We start from the raw sequence: 21,227 nt of genomic DNA on the forward strand, positions 1-21,227 counted from the left end.
CGTTAAAAATGCTTACTATTTTTGCTCGTTGTTTTTAGTAGCTTGTGAATCAAGTTTATCTACTGAGGTCAAAATGCCACGTAAAATATTCAACTCACCATCTTCTGGACGAGCACGATTAAATAAGCGTCGAAGCTTAGTCATTACCAACCCCGGATGCTGCTTAATAATGAAACCAGTGTTTTCTAAGGTATTTTGAAGATGTTGATAAAATAGCTCTAATTGCTGCGAACTTGGATAAACAGTTTCATCTACTTCTACTTTCTTTTCTTGCTGTTGTAAAAATGCCATACGCACTTCATACGTTAGCGTTTGCACCGCCATCGCAAGATTTAACGAGCTATATTCAGGATTTGCCGGAATACATACATGATAATGGCACATTTGTAGCTCTTCATTGCTAAGCCCGCTGTTTTCACGGCCAAATACTAACGCCACAGGGCCTTTTTTAGCGCCATCAACCAACATCTGACCACATTCACGCGGCTCAACCATAGGCCAAGATAAGGTACGTGAACGCGCGCTAGTACCAATTACTAATGAACAATCTGCAATCGCTTGCGCTAAATCATCAACCACTACAGCATTACCAAGCACATCAGTTGCGCCTGCAGCCAATGCAGAGGCATGGCTATCAATTTGATTAACCGGATCAACCAAATACAATTTAGATAAACCCATGGTTTTCATTGCACGGGCAACTGAACCTATGTTGCCTGTATGAGATGTGTTAACCAGTACCACTCTAATATCGTTTAATAACATTTACTTTAAGCCTTGACTAAATTCGCTGGCAGGATTCTACCATAAGCCGATTAAAAATCGCCAAACTAGTTCATGATGAAGTCACATAAGCGTAAAAAGTTGCTCAAATGTTAAGCAAAATAAAATTTCAATTATGGTTTACATTGCAATAAAAATCGCTAGAATACGCCGGCTAATTGATTTGAATTGTTCTTTTACAACCTATAGGTAATTCTATGCATCCAATGTTAAACATTGCGGTTCGTGCTGCGCGTAATGCTGGTAAGGTCATCCTTCGAGCGTGTGAAGATTTAAGCAAGTTAGAAGTCTCACAAAAAGGCACTAACGATTTAGTGACAAATGTCGACAGAGACGCAGAAGCGGTTATTCGTGATACCATTTTGAAAGCTTACCCTACTCATAGTTTAGTAGGTGAAGAATTAGGCGAGCACAAAGGAACTGATAGCGATTACCTATGGGTTATTGATCCAATCAATGGCACAACAAACTTCGTTAAAGGTATTCCTCATTTTGCTGTTTCAGTAGCGCTTAAAGTAAAAGGCCGTACTGAACAAGCTGTTATCTACGATCCAATTCGTGGTGAAATTTTCTCTGCAAGCCGTGGTCAAGGCGCTCAAATAAACAGCAAGCGTGTTCGTGTTAGTAAATCGAACGAATTAGCTGGTACTGTTTTAGCAACTAGCTGGCCTTACCGTCACAAACATCATTTAGAAGCCTATAGCAAAGCGTTTAATGCGTTATTTATACACGCTACTGATATCCGTAATTCAGGTTGTCCAGCATTAGATTTAGCTTATGCTGCAGCAGGTCGTGCTGATGGTTATTTCGCTATTGGCTTAAAACCATGGGAAAGCGCTGCAGGCCTATTATTAATTAAAGAAGCAGGTGGCATGGTAGTTGATTTTGCAGGCGGCAATAACTACGAAGTCAGCGGCAACATCATTTGTGCGGCACCAAAATTATCACAAAGCATGGTAAAAGAAATGCGCCCACATTTAACTGAAGCATTACTGCGTTAATTTTCAGCTTAAATCAAGCCAACAAAAAAGAGCCCTACGGCTCTTTTTTGTTTTAACATTCTAGAGTTTTGGTGGAATATACTTATAGATAGCCATTTTTTCTTGAACAGTTAATTCCTTTATCAGCAAATTACGAAGTATCGATTCATTTTCAGGATAATTGCTTAAATTTGCCCCTAACCCCTTAATAAACAACTGATTTAATGTTGAGTTAGTTGATTTTTGCACTTGAGCTGCAATCCACTGATTCTTTTCTGATGTTTCGGGCATTTGAAGCATTACTTTGACTGCATACTCTTGTAGTTCTAACTCATTGATTCTTTCATATTCTTCTACAAATAAATCTATCACTTGCTTGCCCTCCATATTGCTTAAGGCATCAAATGCGGCAGCTTTTACCTTACCGTTAGGATTATTAAACATCTCAGAGATAACAGGTATCAAATCCGTATTACCAGTATTTGCGATTGCAGTTAACAAAGTAATCGCTTCTTGATCAGATGAAATCGACGGTAGGCTGTCTGCTAATATATCCGCAACTTTATACTTAACCATCTGATTTAACTTGTCATTCCCTCCCATTGAACCTAAAGCAAACAATGCCATATTAGCCAATTCTTGATTTTCAATATCATCAAAAGCTGATAAGTTTTTTCGTAATAAGGAGAGCTGGTCAATAAATACTTCGGTTGGGAATTCAATATCTTGAATGTAAGTTATGGCTCGATATTTTATTAATGAATTAAACCGTGGTTCCGAAGCTGCATAAATTAATGCTAGTTGAGCTTCTTGATGACCAGAAGTAGCTAGCGAATACCATAACCTTAAATCGACTTGCTGAGTTAATAAGGCTGACGCGTCAAAGATATAGTCGACCAAATTATTACTTTGTTCAGGGTGTAAACGAAGATAATTTATTAACATATCTAAGGCTAAATCTTCATTATCATGCAAAAGTTCTTCAAATAACTGAGTTACTTCCTTAAGATTTTTATTCAGCACTAACTGATTTAATTCAGGGTTAGTGATATAAAACTGCTCAATTCCCATTAACTCACGCTGTGGTTTTATTGTAGATAAAGAAGCACTACTAAAACTTATTCTTCTATTAATTTGAGTACAAATGAATACAGCGGTTGTTTCACTTAACTCTAAATTATCTGATTTTGATAACAGACTTTCTTTCAAATTAATAGACTCAGCCCAAATCGCACCAGAAACTACACTATATTTTGTATCAGAATTAACCACTGCGACATTTAGCGCTCCATCAGCAGATGAAAATAAACCGTCTTTAAGATTTAACTCTAGATACTGTACTTTCGTTTTTTGTATTTCACGCGTTTTTTGTGAACTATGGTTTGATTGAACTCGATAGCTATTTAATGAAACTCCTAAAGAATCAAGCTCTCTAGTTTGCCAATTTAACTCTTGCGACTTGCTAGCAAAAACATGAAAGTACGGTAATATCTGTCCAATCAGCGACTTGAGTTGTTCCGAATAAATTAACTCAGGTTTATTTAGAATCAGTAAGCCTTGCTCACCAATACTGACTAAAAAGGGCAGCATCATCCATTGACGTTCTTGCTCTGTTATTGTCGTATTAGTTACAAGATCATTTAGTTGAACTTGAAATAATGGTAAACCTTCGGACTCATCCAAATAAGAAAAATGAATTTCTCCTGAAAATGACGCTTCAAATAATTGCTTCTCAAATTGCTGACTGCGCGGCTGTTGCATCAATTTGTTAATTAAATAACTTGAGTTTACCCAACCTGTATTAATCAAAGAAAAACGATAAGCAATATATTGTTCTGTACTAGTATCCCTGTCTAGATTTTGGTTAATAAACTCATTCGACTCTTGAGTTTCTATTTTTCTATTTATCTTATAGTCATTAACCCCATCAAAAAGAATATAACCAACAATAAATAGCCCAATAACCACAAGACAAATAGTTAATTTTAGATGTTTCATTTTTTCACAATAATCAAAAAAAGAGGGAGATAAACCTCCCTCAATTTTATTTAGTTAATAGTAAATACAGGTGATGTACGCTTACCTTTTCCACCCAACTCCCCAATAATATCAAGCGCCAGACACCCTTCAGGCAATCGGTATGTTTGATTAAATTTACCTTTCAACTTTTTGCTGAACTTACCACCGCAACCTTGAAGTAAAATTTCATCTGCAGGAATCTTTATTTTTTTAGTATATTTTTTACCAAACAATTTCCATGTTTTAAGCTTTTCACCACCACCATAAACTTCCCCCTTAGCGTTAACCAAGGCATATTTTCCTGCTGGTTTTTTAACAAATAATTTGCTTCTAAATTTTTGCTTTTTAATATTTGGCACTGTGTAGGATGTAAGTTGCCCCCATGTTTTCCCTTTTCTCCACAGGTTTTTGGTATCTCTTGTACCATCCCAACTCATGATTTTTTTCTCTTTTTTCTTCCATTTAAAACCAATCCACTTAGGCTTTTTCCATTTAGCCCAAAGCGTGACTTTGCCGTCAAGATGTCGACGAGTAAAATCTAATCGAGCTGTGACATTAGCATACTCACCATGTAACATTTGAAAATTAGCAGTAAATGGAGCATCTAGGCGCAATAAATTCAAATCAACTTTAGCGCCAGCTTTAGCCACCCAAGCATTAACGCTTACACCACCAGAGGCATCAACTGATGCATAAGGACCGATTAAGCCACTTAATATATTGCCACGAGCGACAGAGACATTACCAACGATACCTACTTCACCTTTTATGGCGCCTTTTAAGGTGAATTTAATCCCAAAATAATAGTAGTGTTTCTTTTTTTCTTTCTTTTTATACTTTACGTAACGCTCATCACCATCATCATCCTTGGTTGACCAAAGTTCGTAAATATCCTCATTATAATGGTCGCGGACATATCTTTGGTCTTCCCAGACTACTTGACCTAATATTTTGACTCTATTTTTCCAATAACTATTATAAGGATCTTCTTTTAAGTCTCCGTCAAATTTCGCATCTAAAAACTTAAAGCTTTTTCCAAAAATATATAACGTAACATCTCCATCCGCATCAAACATTCCCTCATATGGAATTTTCAATCCGCCAATACGATAACGCGCCTTACCAGATAACTCATATTTCAATCCAAACTTAGATTTTTCACCCGCTGTCTTTTCGTGTTTCAATTCTGATAAAGTAACCACCTCAGATGCTTGTTGACTACTCAAGTAAGGTGTATTTATGAAAAAGCTATTTTGATTAACTTCTTGTTTAGTAAGTTCAAAAAACTCAGACTCTTCAGTATCGGCAGAAGCCGCATTACTATTTTCAACGCGCTGGTGAATATAAATTACCGGAAGCCTAACGATGTTATTAATAAAATTATTCTGCCACTCATTAATACTTTGAGAAGGATTAATCTTTACAACTATCTCACCAACTACATCACTACCAAATGCATAAAGGGCATAATAAGCGGCCTCACTTAAATGCAAATCGACATCTAGAGACACCTCTGTATCTTGCTCTAAAGATGCGCATCTTTGCTGGTTTTCATATTCTTCACAGCTTGGTTTAATTGTTCTTGTAACACCTTTAATCCAGTCTGCTACCTTACCGTTATCATCAATACTTGAAATTGAGTCGGACTCAGTAAAATCTCTATCAACAATTTCTGTTGTTAAGTTTAATGGAAATAAACCAATATCTGGCATATCCAAATAAACTTCGATATCAACAGGTTCCGTTGTATCTTGAAACAAAGATTGAAGTGTTAAGTCAATATTAATTAAAGGCTCAGCATTGTTCAAAGGTGAACTATCATTTGGTCGCTCAGGCAATAAAAAACTAAAGCGACTTAATGTTGCTGATTGTATTTTAATGTCAGGTAATCCAGTTGAAACAATAGATACTTCTTTTAAAGGCAACAACAAAGCCTGCTGTTCTAATTGGGACTCATAAATTGAATCTAAAGAGATAATAAGCTCATAATCACCTGAAATAGAACCCCCTTCGATTTCAAGAGTGTGTTCTATAACCTGTCGGCCCGAATTAATAGTATCAAGCACTTTTTTGCCTACAAATACTGCATTGGAATAGTCACCATTAGCAACTAATGCAAAATCAAGTACCACTCCTTTTAAAGGCTTTTCTGATTTTAATATAAAATTTAATGGTACGCTTTGACCTGAAACTAATTCCTCCGAGAGACTCACTTGCTCAATTTGAACTGTCGAACCACTAAAGAGACCATTAATATCAGCGTGACTAAGTGTCGAAATAAACAATGCACTTATTAGAAAGCTAGATATTATCAACTGTTTTTGGCGTAAAAATACAACTAAGACGATTAAAGCTAAAATATCAAACATAGTGCCACCACTTCGCTGTTTGGGTTCTTCAGGTTTGACTTCCCCGTCACCTGAACCATCACCTGAGCCATCACCTGAGCCATCACCTGAGCCATCTCCTGAACCATCACCTGAGCCATCACCTGAGCCATCACCTGAGCCATCACCTGAGCCATCACCTGAGCCATCTCCTGAATCGATAAGAATTGCGATCATCCCTGGGTCGACGATTACGCCATTTTTCAGACCATCATCATCATTAGGCCCACCATCTTCAATAACCAATTTTAAACAGTCGTTCGCATCAACTAAGCCTTCTTGATAACTCGGGTCCACCATTGGAGGACAAACCCCAGCAACAGAAACGGCAGAAAACAGCGCATTCTGATTATCAATAGTAAACTCACTCCATACTCCATCTTGTTTATATTTAAGATAATTAGACTCAGGTACAATTGGTTTATTCAAAGGAATAACAACTGCAACCGAAGTTTGGTTATTAGGTATGTTTAAAATTTCAAAGTCATAAACATCGCTGATCTGATTATATTTTTCTGAGTCTATTGCCAATCCATTTAGTACAATTGATGAACTTTGCTTGCTGCTAGCAAGTTTTCCTACCTTCATTAGAAGTCCATCTTCTGTAAATGAGAAAGAGGCAGTTGCAGCGCTATTTAATAATGGCATCATGATTTGGTTTTCAGCTAAAAAAGCATCATCAAGATAGTCAGGTATTAAATCTCCATCACTATCTTTTAACCCCTCATCACCGTCAGATATGCCATCTCCATCACTATCTTTTGCAGGATCGGTGATTTCTCTTACTTGCTCACTCACAACAAAGCTAATAAACGCTGAACTACTCAATACAACAGGCGCATTATCACTAACACTCGCTATTATTTGATAAGTACCTGCATCAAGCTCACTCGGATCAAATCTAAAATTAAGTGCTCCTTGAGAAGGTTGAGCGATATCCCCCTCTAATTCCCAACTCAAGATTAATTCATCTTTTATATTAGGATCTGCAATCGATGCAGTAACAGAAACCTCTCCGTTAGTTTGTGATATCCACGATGTCTCTTGACCATTTTGTCTAATACTCAATTGAACAGATGGAGCTAAATTTGCTTCAGAAATCGTTAATTCAAAATTATCGCCTGTAATATTAGCAAGCTGAGATTCATCGCTTCCAACAGGTGCAAGATTAATGAAAAGAGACTCATTCCCCTCAACAAGTTGATCCGCTAAAGTATTAAACTTAATTTCCGCTGTAGTTTCATCTTGACCAAAAGTAACGATACCAGCTAAAAGATCATGATCTTCAGTCGAGGCGCTCCCTGAAATAGTATAACCGACAGATAACGGATAAACTGGTGAGAACCCATTTAGCTTGAGCTTAATCACAACTTCGTTTGCTTCACCCACTTGCATACTTTTACTTTCAAAAGTCACAATTGGCTTTACATTAACATATTGAATAGTTTGAGCTTTATTATTCTGAGCATCGCTAACTTGAAGTTCGATTTGATGTTTTCCAGGGCGCAGTAAAAGCACATTCCGAGGAATTTCTACCACACCATCTTTTGCATCAATAGCATAATCTTGCTCAAAAACCTCTTCATTAATTCCGGTTAAGTAATCATTAGCATTTATCCAAACTTGTTGGCGAATCACAAACTCAGGTGCAACCGAATCTATTGCAGGATTAGTACCATTTAGGTATTCATCAAGATTAGAAATACCATCTGAGTCAAAATCAGTATCACCATCAAATGGATTGGTATGATCAAGGTCATAGCGCACCTCGTAATCATCAGGTAAACCATCACCATCGCTATCAATAAACTCAAATTTATTATAAATATCGGTACCACTTATCAACTCACTGCGATCTGAAACACCATCGTTATCAGAATCAACAAAGTCAAACGCATCATAAGGGTTGGTACCTACTCTTAATTCCTCTGGATCGGAAACGCCATCGCCATCGTTATCGCTGTATTCCTTGGCATCATTAGGATCATTAGCTTTTAAGATCTCATTATAATCAGGATCACCATCGCCATCAGTATCGAGGTAATCATTGATATTATTAGGATCTGTTCCATCAATCAGTTCTTGACTATCTGGTACGGAGTCGCCATCACTATCTTTATCTGAGCTATCATTCGGATTTGTACCATTGAGTCTTTCCATGAAATCAGAAACCCCATCAAGATCGGAGTCTTTAAAAGATTTAGGGTCAGAGCTATCTGTACCATCGATTTTTTCGACATAATTTGGCACACCATCTTTATCCGTATCTAAGTAATCTCGCTCTAAACCGGGTTCAGTCCCATCTAAGTCCTCAACGTAGTCAGGAACAAGATCACCATCCGTATCTAAATAAATAGAAGCATTGTTAATATCAGTATTATCAAGTAATTCCATAGCATCTGACACTTGGTCGCCATCAGAATCTTTAAAACTTCTAGGATCATTTGGATTGGTACCATCAAGTAATTCAGCTTTATCAAAGACACCATCCCTATCAGAGTCAAAATCGACACTTGTAGCATCAAATGGGTCAGTTCCAGCTAACTTTTCACCATAATCAGAAACACTATCACCATCGCTATCAAGAAAATCATCTTCATTATTTGGGTCTGTGCCTGCGATCATCTCTTGAGTATCAGGGACTCCGTCACCATCGGCGTCAGGGTATGAACTAGCTCGATTTATATCGGTATTAAAGCGTCTTTCAACCGCATCAGCTGCACCATCACCATCAGTATCTAAAAAGCTCAACGAGTTAAATGGATCTGTTTGCTCTAAATTCTCAACATAGTCAGGTACACCATCAGAATCAGAATCAATAAAGTTATTCTTATCCTCAGTATCTGTTTCTAGTAGTATTTCTTGATAATCAGGTACGCCATCTTGATCACTATCTAAATATGAAAGTTTATCGTTTGGATTTGTACCTTGCGTCACTTCTAACTGATCAGAAACACCATCTTTGTCTGCATCAGGGAAACTAGCGCCATCAAGAGGGTCGGTCCCTGCTGCTATTTCATCTTCTTTGGTCACACCATCATTATCGAGATCATCGCCGTACGACAAATCAAATTGAATTAATAACTCTACATTGTCTATTTCATCTGAAATTACTAATTTTATAACATATGATTCTACTTTTAATTTTTTTACAATCTCGTCTCTGGTAATAATTTCATTAATTGAAATTAAGCCATTTTCAGAGATATTAAATAATTGCCCATCAAACCCCTCTGCTATCTGGTAGCTCAATACAGTATCTTTATCTTTATCTATTGCATCTATCTGTAACAATTCTTTTTGTTCGAAAACAAAGTGGCTCACTATTCGATCATTACCTTCAGATAGAATAGGTGACAACACCTCAGGCTTATCATTAACACCAATGATGTTAAAGCTCATCTGTTGCTCTAAAATAACGCCAGTCTCTTTTTCAGAATTAGTGACTTCTAAAACAAATTTTTCAACAAGCTTTTCGTCACGATGTAATGGATTAATTAAATCTTTTACTGGTTCGACACTCTCGCCATCATCTGATTCAGGAAGTTCTGAATATAAAATATGGTTATACTGATAAAACCAATTACCATCTTTAAATACCAGCTTACCGTATAAACCTTGATATTCTTTTTCAACGACTTTGACGTCATCTTTTTCAATGTCTGATACATTAATTAAGAGGTCTTTTACAGCATATTGTCGACCGTTTAATTCATCTTCAGAGAAGTCTGCGAGTAACAATTCACCTGCGCTCATTGGTAAATCATCAATAGGTTTAATGTCTATTTGAACATTACCCGAAACAGAATGCTCAACATCTGAAACTAAAAAACTAAAGGAGTCTTTGCCATAGAAATTGGCATTAGGCAAAAAAACAAGTGATTGTGCTTGAGCCAAAGTAAGCAAGCTTGACGCTGTAACGACTTCATCGCCCACAGATAAAAGACCATTACTTGGTAACGAAAATACCTTAAATATTAAAATATCTTTGCTATCTCTATCTGTCGCAAAAAGAGGCACAGACACAGCGCTATCTTCATCTGTATTAATAACTATATTTGATGTTTCAGGTTTATGTTTTATGTCTAATACAACAATATTGAACGGTCGTGAATCAGTTGAGTATTCATAATCACTGGCAGTCACTACAATATTTTCATAGACACCTATTTGAGCTTCTTCAGCTTTACCAAACACTTGACCACTTTTACTATCAATCGATAACCAGCTTGGGGCATTTACCAAACTAAAAGTGATTGAATCGCCATCAGGATCATAAGCACTTGCTGTCGCACTAAAGGTTTCACCTTCTTTAATTTCTATACTATCAATTTGTCGATAATGATAAGGTGCATAATTCACATCACGCACATTAATGGTAAAGGGCGCTAAAACACCACTACCACCATGGGCATCATTTACTGTAATGGTAATATTTTGATATACGCCATTTTGTGCAACCCCAGAAAGTTTTCCGGTTACAGTATCAAAGGTGGCCCAATGCGGTTTGTTTGTAATTGAAAAACTAACAGTATCATTTAAATCGATATCACTTGCGACAGGTATAAATTGATAGAATGATTGTTCATCAATCATGGTTTGTGCTGAGCCCGAAATAGTAGGGTTATCATTAATTGATGTTGTGATTACTGCTATTGATAAGGCATTACTGTCTAAATGACCGTCATTTGCTTGCACAGAAAACGTGGTTGTTACCGCATCATCAACGTTAACTTGATCTTTTATCGGGTTAAAAATCAAATTCCGTAATTTAGTTTGAGTATCTGAAACTGAAAAACCTGCTAGTGTATAAGTCCCCGCAGCGCCTGATAGTCCAGTACCAGACAAACTGCCATTCATGCCTTGATAATTGAGGGCGATTGTCAAAGCATTATTATCAGAATCAGTAAGAGTTACATTACTAAATGGTTTGAGGTTTTCATTATCATTAATAGCTATTGAAGTTGTTGTGGTTGAAATAAGTGGTGCTGAATTTGGATTAGCAAGCGTAATACTTGGTACCGGGCTTACCCCATCAATCTCGTTTCCACCTCCATCCGCTGTTATTACCCACCTAAAATTATATTTACCTGCAGAAGATCCATTAGTAACACCGCGCATTGTTAGCACAACATCAGATCCTGCTGGAACAGCCTCACTAATTCTTATAAGTCTATAATTTGAATTTGAGCCATTAGAAGTAAAATCGCATGTTTTCTCAATCCCATCAATAACGACGGTTACAAATTCGCAACCAGTGGGAAATATAAAAGTACTCTCATAAATAGCTACATATAAAATATACTGGCTATCTGTGACCTCAGTCACTGTAGTATATTCAAAAGTATAAGTCGTTTCAGCTCCTGGGGTGTAATCGCCGGCTGTAAAACTAAAATTTTGCAATTGTGCAGCTTGTAATTGCTTTGCAAAAATAAGAATCAAAAACACACATGAAACGTAACATGCTTGCCTTATTTTTTGATAGATTGCACTAGGCATTCCGAATCCTCTCCTGTTTAAATTGACTCACGAATGATCAAATTTTTATTGAATATCGGTGAGTTTAAACAATCTAAAACAACAAAGAGCAAAGTTACAAAACAAAAACAACAGAAAGGGGTACAAACGTAACACAAGGTAACAAACAGTAGAAAAAGCAACAAAAAACAATCCTTTTTAATTAGAAAAACTAACTCGTTATAAGTAAAAATCCCTCCCCCCTAACGGTTACTATGACCTTTCCTAGTTCACTTATATTTAACATTTTTTTTCTCAGGCGAACGACTAACATATCGAGTGAGCGACCTTCAGCGTGCTCAGAGTTACCAAGTAACTGCTGTAACTTAGCTTTACTTACTACTTTGCCTTGATATGCAATTAAATGAATGAGTAACTGCTGCTCAAGTTTAGATAATAAGACAGACTCACTTCCTTTTGAAAGCTGCATAGTCTCCATATCAAGTAACATATCCAAAACACTAATAGAGCGATTCCCATATTCAACAGGCTTAATGCGGCGCATCAATGCCTGGCTTCTTAAGTAAAGCTCTTCAGGATTTATGGGTTTAGTAACAAAATCATCTGTCCCACAGTGGAAAGCTTTAATTCTATTTTGTTCAGAGCCATACATCGAAATCATAATTTTACCTATTGATGAGTTATCTTTTAGTTGATTCATTAGCTCATAACCTGAAATATCAGATAAGGAAATATCACAGATAATTAAATCAACTGGGCCAAATTTATGGTTCTTACTATTTTGAATAAACTCAATCACTGTACTACCTCGAATAAAAGCACTTACTTGATAGTTTTTTTGCTCAAAATTGATCGCTAAAACACGATTCAGTAGAGGGTCATCCTCAACAATTACAACATGGTGACGTTTAATTATCATTGTAGATCCACCAAACCTATTGTTTCTAATTGCACAATTGACTCATTAAACATTACTGTCAGTTGTATAATTTGTTGTTCATTTATTACCTCATGATAAAGTTCTAGATCTAATGCAGTTTTAGATACAGCTGTTAAGCCGAATTGAGCTGTTTTATTCGCGATTTTATGCAGTGATATTTGCTTTAACAAATGCTCGGTGTCGGTAACATTAGAGATACCCTCAATTAGTGCAAGCACTTCAATCTTTAGCAGTGAAACTTCAACGATAATTTCAGAAACAGACAAAACCTGTCTCAAGTAGCGAAAAACCTCTTTATTAAACAGCTCTTGCGAGTTATTACCCTGAAATTTATAGTTTAAATTAACTAAGCTATTAAGTGTATTTCTGAGCATATCAATATCAACTGGTTTTGCTAAAACATGCTGCAAGCCTATCTCTTGATATCTTAAACGGGACTGATAGTCGACTCTAGCTGTAAGAGCTATCACTTGGCTGGTAAGCTTGAGCGATTTAAAATATTCAAATAAACGCTCTCCATTAATATCAGGTAAATTCATATCCAAAAAAATGAAATCAAAACTTTGTTTTTCAATCTCATGCATCGCTTTTTCCCCACTTTCAGCAATCGTTACTAAGTGGTTATCGATCTCAAGAAGACCTTTGGTTACTTTTTGATTTAGTGGAATGTCCTCAATTAACAAGATCCTTAAAGATGGTATAGCATTGATACTTTGCGATTTTTTTTCCACTACAGGCTGTTCAATATAAGGAAAATTAAAACTAAATGAACTGCCTTTCCCTTCTTTACTAGAGATTTTTAGGGTACTTCCAACTTGAGTTAGCATATCTTGGGATAAGGCTAATCCTAAACCCGCTCCGTCCTGCCATCCGTGGTTTGAAGCCCATGTAAAAGGTTGTATTAGGTTATTTATTTCACCTTTAGGGATACCAATTCCAGAATCTAATATTTCAAAAAACAAATTAGTTTCAGAAATACTAACCGACAACCTAATGAAACCATGCTCGGTATATTTAATTGAATTATCGAGTAAATTAACCAAAATATGTCGTAAAAACAGCGTATCTGTCGACACCGTAAAATCCTTGCTCAAGGTATAATTAAGCTCAACGGTTAAACAAAGTGCTTTTTCTTTGCTTTTGACTAAATTCAATAACTGCATCAACCAAGGTAATAAAGCGATCGTTTCACTCTCTCTGTGTGAATGATGTTCAACTTGAGCTGATTGCAATACATAGGAAGAAAACTCCCCTAAATGAATCCCTGTTTGAATGATAGTTTCACAATCCTTTTTATCCTCATCACTGTACATCCTTGAATGCATCAACCGAGCTAGACCTACAATACCGTTTAATGGCGTTCGAATTTCATGACTAAATGCGGCAAGAAATTTTGATTTTTGATCAAGCTCTTGCTCAGCTTTGAGTTTTAACCTATTTAATTCAAACTCTTTTCTATCATTACATAAGAAGCTAAAGCTAAGTACTAAGCCATAAGGCACAAGGAAACCAGCGAGAGATGTAACAATATTAAGAGTATTCGGCGCTAAAAAATTTTCAACGCCACTGCCGATAGTGCACAAATAAATCCTAAAAAACATCAATACAATGATGTAAATACTCACTGAAATATAAACGGCTCGACTGATTTTAGATAAGATTAAGTTACTTTTCCTAAGTGCTACCAGAACAATTAACTGACTCATTAACCACATAGCACTTACGAGGATAATACGAGCATTAACATTGTTATCAATAAAAACGAAGTAGCTAAACAGAGGCGTAAATAAAATAAAATAAGAACAATACATCCAACCTCTTTTTATTGGCACGTCAAAAAAAGATAAACTGCCAATCAGAGATAAAACAAAAGCCAATAATAAAAAATGATTTGCTAGGATGATGCTATAAAAAAAATGAACTTCAGTTTGTAAAGATAATAAGAACAGGGCAATAGCGAAACTAAAAATACTTAAAGTCCATTCCGACACACCAGAAATAAACCTATTCACTCGCCAAACAGGTATAAAATAAAGAGCGCTAATAAACGCTGTAAATGAAGCAATAAAGGTTAATGATTTAGGATCTAACACAGTGACTTTATAAATATTTACTTAAATATCATTATCATTGAAAAAGCTTCAACAATATACATTTTTACCATTTAATGTAAAAAATCATCTGTAGCTAACAATGGTTCTGAAACATTAATGTTTTCTAGCTCAAATGTATTGCGCGTATCCAATTTTAATTTATTAAGATATTGCGCAAAATAACGCGTGAAAATGGCATCAAATTCGCCATTGTTCAACATGGTCGTTAAACCAGTTTGCAGTGCAGCTGACAGTTCGACTTTTTCTTTATTGACAAAGAAATAAAATGCCGTTGGATATTTGAGTAATAAATGAGGCTCAATCATTAGCGGTAAGTCTTTACGCGCCGCAAGCTCTGAATGCACCTCAATCACTGAACGCGGAAAATAATCACCTCGCCCAAGCGCTAACAACTTAAACATTTGTTCATAATTTGCCTGTGCTAAAACGGTGTAGCCATTTTGAGTCAGTATTTTAGTATCTGGCCAATCATGTCCTTGCAGGGCTTTTAGTGATTTGAGTTGTGATGCATCGTTAATTGCTGCAAATTGAGCGCCGTACTCTTGATTAATTAATAATACTCGCCAGCCAATTAAACCTTTAAATAAGGGGACTTTGATTGCCGTGGCAAGCTGCTCACGGGCTGTGCTAGTCATGCCCCAATGGATATCAACCTCACCTTGGCTTAGCATTAATAAGGTACGTTGTTGATGCGGGTGCACTGCGACAAAATTCAGTTCTGCTGAATAATTGGCAGCTTTAAGGGCCTGCTCTAATACTTCGATCAGGTAAATATCTCGTTGATAAAGAATGCGTTGCTCTTGAGCGACGTTAACCACATTAGCCGCTACGGGTATTGTGATGCTCATCAACCCTAGCACCGCCATCGCAATTAATAATTTCATTTTTATTGAACACCTTACGCTAGCCTCAATGAAAACTAACGGGTTACGGTACAAAGGTAAAGCAATAAATGGTGTTAGTTTAATCGGCTCCACTGGCTAAGCGCATTCGAACAATGGGAGTCGCTGGTTTTCGCCGATGACATAGAAATAGGTAACTTTGTCGATAGCGTTTTGCTTCTTTTTTAGCATCCGTGGCAAGCGCTGAAACTTGATGACTATTTTCACAAAAAGCTAAATCAGGATTCACCAAACCAATAGACAAGGTCAGTAATGGCACAAATTGTTCCTGCCCTTCACGATTTGGCGCCCAGTAACCGCCAGCTGCAATATGCTCAGGGGTAAAAAAACTTTGTGAGCGTCGTTCAAACTCTTTGATGATTAGCTGACAGGTATGCCAAGCATCTGTACCATCAAAAATCACCATAAAATCATCGCCGCCAATATGCCCCACAAAGCTATTTGCAGGATCACAACTATCACTAATTACATCCGCAAGTAACTTAATCACTGCATCACCACTGGCATACCCATATAGGTCATTAAACTGCTTAAAATGATTCAAGTCGACATAAGCTAAAAAGAAATTTTGCTGCCTTCTTAACCGCAGTTCAATTGCTTCAGTGATGGCCACATTACCGGGTAACATAGTCAAAGGATTGGCGTGTTGTGCATGGCGTACTTTTTGGTCTGTGATATGTTTTAATATTTTACGCAGTGGTACCACGCCCAAATAAGTTTGATGTTCAGTCACTAAAATATGGCGACGAATATCAAAATCAAAATCGGTAATTTGTTGACTTACCATATCAAGTGTATCAAGTTTATCGACAATCAAAGGTTGTGTATCCATCACTCGTGTAACACTTTTTTTATCATACAAAGCATGACCATAAGGTGCTGCAAAAAGCTCTGCAAGCTGGTCACGATGTAACATGCCAACCGGTTGCTGCTGCTCATTTAGCACAGCTAAACTAATTAAACCTTTATTTTTCTCAAAACAAGTTTGCGCTGCGGCGCAGTGAGTTGATGCAAAAATAGCTTGCTGAGTTTCAACCAATAAACCTATGGTTTGATCATCTAGTTCGGGGGAATTTTGCTGCTTAAGCGCTTGCTTTGCGAGTAAATCGCTAGAAAACAGTCTTGATGGCTCTATGCTTGGCCTTTCAAGTAAAAAGCCTTGCGCTAAACTCACGCCCAACCCTGTCAGTAAATCTAATTCTTCTTGATGCTCAATGCCTTCGGCAATCACTTGGGTATTTGTTGCTTTGGCTAAATCGATGATAGATTTTAAAAACTCTTTTTTTACAATACTTTGGTGGCAATGATCAATAAAGTATTTATCAATTTTAATAATATCAGGTTGTAGTTCTGACCATTTTCTTAAGCCAGAATGCCCTGCACCTAAATCATCTATCGCGATAGAAAATCCAAGCTCGCGGTAATAGGCCAACGTTTGCTGTAATAGCTGATGATTAGGCACTTCATCTTGCTCTGTCACTTCAATAACCACCTGCGCGGCACTTAAACCATGCTGTTCAAGCAAGTGCTGAGTTTCACCTTTAGGATGCTTAGGATCGAGTAAAGTTCTTGGGCTTACATTCAAAAATAACTTTCCACTTAACCCAAGCAATGCAAAATTTTCTATCGCTTTTTTCCGGCAAAGCAATTCAAGTTCAGACACTTTACCTTGCTGCTCTGCCGCTAAAAAGAGTTGGTTAGGAAACTCAAGCGGATGCCCTTTTGGCCCGCGCGATAAGGCTTCATACCCTAAAATACAGCTATTTGCTAAATCAAAAATAGGCTGGAATACAGTGCTAATATTTTGCTCTGTTAATAGTTGCACTAACAAATGAGCGCCATTTAATTTCACTACTCAATACCCCGCGACTGCTGTGAGCCGGGAATTTAACACCCAATAATGACAATTTTATGGCATTGCGACAGTAAACAAAGGTTACTTAACCTCAGCCTAGATAAGAGGTTGTTCTACATATTGAATTAAAAGTAAATATCTAAATTTGTTGATCTCTAGCCAGAGATTATCAAGCCTAACAAGGCTGATTAACGTGTCAATAGTGGGTCTAATACACGTTAATCCAACGCTGTTTACGTTTAAAAAAGCTGCATGAGATAGATTTATTATCTGGTATTGAGGTTACTTATAACCCATTAAAGTGAATGTTTTTTAATAGCCATTTCAACTTGTGAAAAGTGCGCTAATACTTCAATCAATTCGTTTTGAGCTTGCTCGCGTAAATGTGGTTCATTAAAACCTAATTTTGCAATCGCTTGCACCGTCGCAGGATGAACTAATAAATCTTTAGCATGGTAACAGTTTGGATCGCTAAACGCCGGCAAGCGTCCATCAGCATGATAACCTGACTCAATATCAGCTAATGGTAGGGTTGGAATAGTATCAGCAGCTTGTTTTAATGCACTTAAATAGGCTTCACATTGAGGGTAAACTACTAAGAAATCATCAATAATACCCTTAGATAAATTGACTAATTGCTGCGCTTGTAACTCAATTTCTTGTGTATTGTGATTAGCTTTAATTTGTTCGACCAAAGCACTGGTTGCTGTTTTATATTGCGTTAATTGAGTCTCTTGCACTTGCTTAACCACCGTTTCTTGTGGCACAACAGGATCGCTACATCCACTTAATAAACCAAATAAAATTATAATACTAATTGTTTTCATCAATGACACTCCAAATAATAATAATTCTCATTATTACAATTTACAGCATACTTTGCACCACTTTCATCTAATTTTTGTAAAAAAAAAGCCACTCAATAAGTGGCTTTTCTTCACTGTATTAAACAGCCTTTACGGCATGTTATCAAATTCAGCACCTTCTTTTTCAACTTCAACAGGGATCAAATCTTCTTTACTGATCCCTAAGCTGATAGCAATTGAACTTGCCACATAAACCGAAGAGTAAGTACCTATGAATACACCGATCAATAACGCAGTAGCAAAACCATGGATAATTTGACCACCCCAAATAAATAACGCCACTAATACCACAAGCGTTGTCATTGAGGTCATCAAGGTACGATTTAACGTTTGTGTCAGTGAAATATTAATGATTTCAATGGTGTCATCGATGCGTACTTTTCGGAAGTTTTCACGAATACGGTCTGATACAACAATGGTATCATTAAGCGAATAACCGATTACCGCCAAAATAGCAGCAAGCACAGTTAAATCAAACTCCAAACCTAAAATCGAAAACAACCCCATGGTGATAATAACGTCATGTCCAAGTGCAAGTACGGCACCAACCGCAAAACGCCATTCAAAACGCATCGCAACGTAAATCAAGATACAGATCAAGGCTGTTAGCATAGCTAAACCACCTTGCTCTTTTAAGTCTTCACCTACGCTTGGGCCTACAAACTCAATACGACGCATTTGTGCATCAGGATAAACCTGTTGAATCGCAGTCATCATATCATTGCCAATCATTACCGCTGTTACATCAGCACCACGTGGCGCTAAACGAACAAGGATTTCTTGGCTTGAACCAAATAACTGCACCGAAGCATCAGCAAAACCGCTGCTTTCGAGCGAGCCACGCACTTTGTCTATATCCGCAGCTTGTGAAAAGCCAACCTCAACGGCGGTACCGCCGGTAAAATCTAAACCAAAATTTAGACCGCGAACTGCCATCGAAATAATAGAGATAACAATCAACAAGGCAGAAAATGCCATTGTTAATTTGCGTATCGACATAAAATCGATTGTGTCTTTAACTCTTAAAAGTTGCATCATTAACCCCTAGATAGACAATTTATCCAGGCGTTTACCGCCCCAGACTAAGTTAACTACAGCACGCGTACCAATAATAGCTGTAAACATTGATGTCACAATACCGATTGCTAATGTAACTGCAAAACCGGCAATAGGACCCGTTCCTACAGCAAATAGAATAACTGCTGCAATTAACGTGGTGATATTGGCATCAAAAATTGTACTAAAGGCACTGTCGTAACCATGATGAATAGCTTGCTGTGGACTACGTCCATCTTCAAGTTCTTCACGAATACGTTCAAAAATAAGTACGTTGGCATCAACTGCCATACCAACAGTTAGTACGATACCAGCAATACCAGGTAAGGTCAGCGCAGCATCAGGAATAAGTGACATTACACCAACTATTAATACTAAGTTTGCTGCAAGTGCTAAGTTAGCCACTAAACCAAACGCTTTGTAATAAAGTAGCATGAGCACTAATACAAAAATAAAACCAAGTGCCACAGCAGTGAAACCTTTTTCAATGTTTTCAGCACCAAGGCTTGGACCTACCGTACGCTCTTCAACGATTTGAATTGGCGCAACTAAAGCACCTGCGCGAAGTAACATACTTAAGTTATGCGCTTCAGCTGGATTATCAATGCCCGTAATACGGAAAGAGCGACCTAAACGCGCCTGAATCGTTGCAACGTTAATCACTTCTTCAACTTTAATTGGTGGTAATGCTTTACCATTTTCGTCGACTTTTCCTGACGGCTTATATTCAGTGAATACAGTGGCCATACGCTTACCAATCGCATTTTTTGTATACGCAGCCATTTTTGAGCCGCCTTTACTATCAAGTGAAATGTTCACTTGCGGACGTTGATACTCATCGTTACCCGACTGCGCCCCCGTAATGTGACTACCGGCTAAAATTAAATTCTTTTTCAGTAATACCGGATAACCTTGGCGTGCCATGATAATTTCACTACCAGGTGGCACTCGCCCTGCAACTGCATCACGCACATCGGCAGATTCGTCTACTTCACGGAATTCTAGCGTAGCAGTGGCACCTAAAATCTCTTTCGCACGTGCGGTATCTTGAATACCTGGCAGCTGTACAATGATGCGTTCAGCACCCTGGCGCTGTACATTTGGCTCAGCAACACCAATTTGATTTACACGGTTACGAATAATGGTTTCATTTTGCTTAATTGCATAATCACGCGTCGCTTTTAATTTTTGCTCAGTCATGCTGGCCACTAAACCAAATTCGTTGCTACGATCGTCAACAAAAAGCAAATCACGGTAGCGGTCTTTTAAGAAACGCTCTGCTTGATCTTTTGTTTCTTGGTCACGTAATAAAATTTGAATTTCATCAGCGCCCGCAACACGGCGAACCGTTTTATAACGAATTTTTTGCTCACGTAAATCGCTACGGAAATCTTGATCCATTTGTTCAAGTGAATTTTCAATCGCGGTTTTCATATCAACTTCCATGGTGAAATGCACACCACCACTTAAGTCAAGGCCAAGTTTCATTGGAGAGCCGCCTAAGCTTTTAAGCCATTGCGGAGTAGAAGGAGACATATTAATCGCAGTAATATAGCCATCACCTAGGCTATCGCGTAATAAGTCTTGCGCTTGTAGTTGCGCTTCGACATTTTTAAAACGAACTAATACTTGATCGTTTTCTAATACAGCAGATTTTGTTTCAATCTTGTTATCTTTTAATACGATATTGATTTTATCTAATACAGCTAGATCTGCGCTTGCGCCGCGCGCTCCAGTAATCTGAATGGCCGGATCACGACCATACAGATTTGGAGTGGCATATAACAAGCCCGCTGCCAGTACCACTAAAACCAATAAGTACTTCCATACAGGGTACTTATTCACTG

11 protein-coding genes are annotated in these 21,227 nt (G+C 37.4%); 1 reads left to right on the forward strand and 10 read right to left on the reverse strand.

Annotated elements, in window-relative coordinates:
- Positions 1 to 15: 15 nt before the first annotated feature.
- Positions 16 to 765: a tRNA (cytosine(32)/uridine(32)-2'-O)-methyltransferase TrmJ gene (trmJ, locus tag PTUN_RS15050; protein WP_009837802.1), complete on the reverse strand. Its 750-nt coding sequence runs from the start codon at positions 763 to 765 to the stop codon at positions 16 to 18.
- Positions 766 to 980: 215 nt separating this feature from the next.
- Here trmJ and suhB point away from each other — a divergent pair, with 215 nt between their 5' ends.
- Positions 981 to 1,784 carry an inositol-1-monophosphatase gene (gene suhB, locus PTUN_RS15055; RefSeq protein ID WP_009837803.1) on the forward strand — a complete coding sequence of 268 codons (804 nt, stop codon included), beginning with the start codon at positions 981 to 983 and terminating at the stop codon, positions 1,782 to 1,784.
- A gap of 60 nt (positions 1,785 to 1,844) precedes the next feature.
- Here the strand turns inward: suhB and PTUN_RS15060 are convergent, their stop codons facing one another.
- From PTUN_RS15060 to secD, 9 genes are all read right to left on the reverse strand, one after another.
- Positions 1,845 to 3,761: a HEAT repeat domain-containing protein gene (locus tag PTUN_RS15060; RefSeq protein WP_009837804.1), complete on the reverse strand. Its 1,917-nt coding sequence runs from the start codon at positions 3,759 to 3,761 to the stop codon at positions 1,845 to 1,847.
- 50 nt (positions 3,762 to 3,811) lie between these two features.
- The gene (locus PTUN_RS15065) at positions 3,812 to 11,572 is read right to left on the reverse strand and encodes a putative Ig domain-containing protein (RefSeq protein ID WP_157742136.1); all 7,761 of its coding nucleotides are present in this window, start codon (positions 11,570 to 11,572) and stop codon (positions 3,812 to 3,814) included.
- 286 nt (positions 11,573 to 11,858) lie between these two features.
- Positions 11,859 to 12,566 (reverse strand): response regulator transcription factor, encoded by a 708-nt coding sequence (locus PTUN_RS15070; RefSeq protein WP_009837806.1) that lies wholly within the window; start codon positions 12,564 to 12,566, stop codon positions 11,859 to 11,861.
- Positions 12,563 to 14,680: a response regulator gene (locus PTUN_RS15075; protein WP_009837807.1), complete on the reverse strand. Its 2,118-nt coding sequence runs from the start codon at positions 14,678 to 14,680 to the stop codon at positions 12,563 to 12,565. The genes PTUN_RS15070 and PTUN_RS15075 overlap by 4 nt, the downstream gene beginning before the upstream one ends.
- Before the next feature lie 71 nt (positions 14,681 to 14,751).
- Positions 14,752 to 15,585, reverse strand: coding sequence for a substrate-binding periplasmic protein (locus tag PTUN_RS15080; protein WP_009837808.1), 834 nt, complete (start codon positions 15,583 to 15,585; stop codon positions 14,752 to 14,754).
- A gap of 79 nt (positions 15,586 to 15,664) precedes the next feature.
- Positions 15,665 to 17,455 (reverse strand): bifunctional diguanylate cyclase/phosphodiesterase, encoded by a 1,791-nt coding sequence (locus PTUN_RS15085; protein WP_009837809.1) that lies wholly within the window; start codon positions 17,453 to 17,455, stop codon positions 15,665 to 15,667.
- Between the two features lie 299 nt (positions 17,456 to 17,754).
- Positions 17,755 to 18,285: a hypothetical protein gene (locus PTUN_RS15090; protein WP_009837810.1), complete on the reverse strand. Its 531-nt coding sequence runs from the start codon at positions 18,283 to 18,285 to the stop codon at positions 17,755 to 17,757.
- 129 nt (positions 18,286 to 18,414) lie between these two features.
- Complete coding sequence (secF, locus tag PTUN_RS15095) at positions 18,415 to 19,359, reverse strand: protein translocase subunit SecF (protein ID WP_040643686.1); 945 nt, start codon at positions 19,357 to 19,359, stop codon at positions 18,415 to 18,417.
- Positions 19,360 to 19,368: 9 nt separating this feature from the next.
- Positions 19,369 to 21,225, reverse strand: coding sequence for a protein translocase subunit SecD (gene secD, locus PTUN_RS15100; protein ID WP_040643687.1), 1,857 nt, complete (start codon positions 21,223 to 21,225; stop codon positions 19,369 to 19,371).
- Positions 21,226 to 21,227 lie beyond the last annotated feature (2 nt).

Origin of the sequence: Pseudoalteromonas tunicata (assembly GCF_002310815.1) — a bacterium.
Taxonomy (GTDB): Bacteria; Pseudomonadota; Gammaproteobacteria; order Enterobacterales; family Alteromonadaceae; genus Pseudoalteromonas; species Pseudoalteromonas tunicata.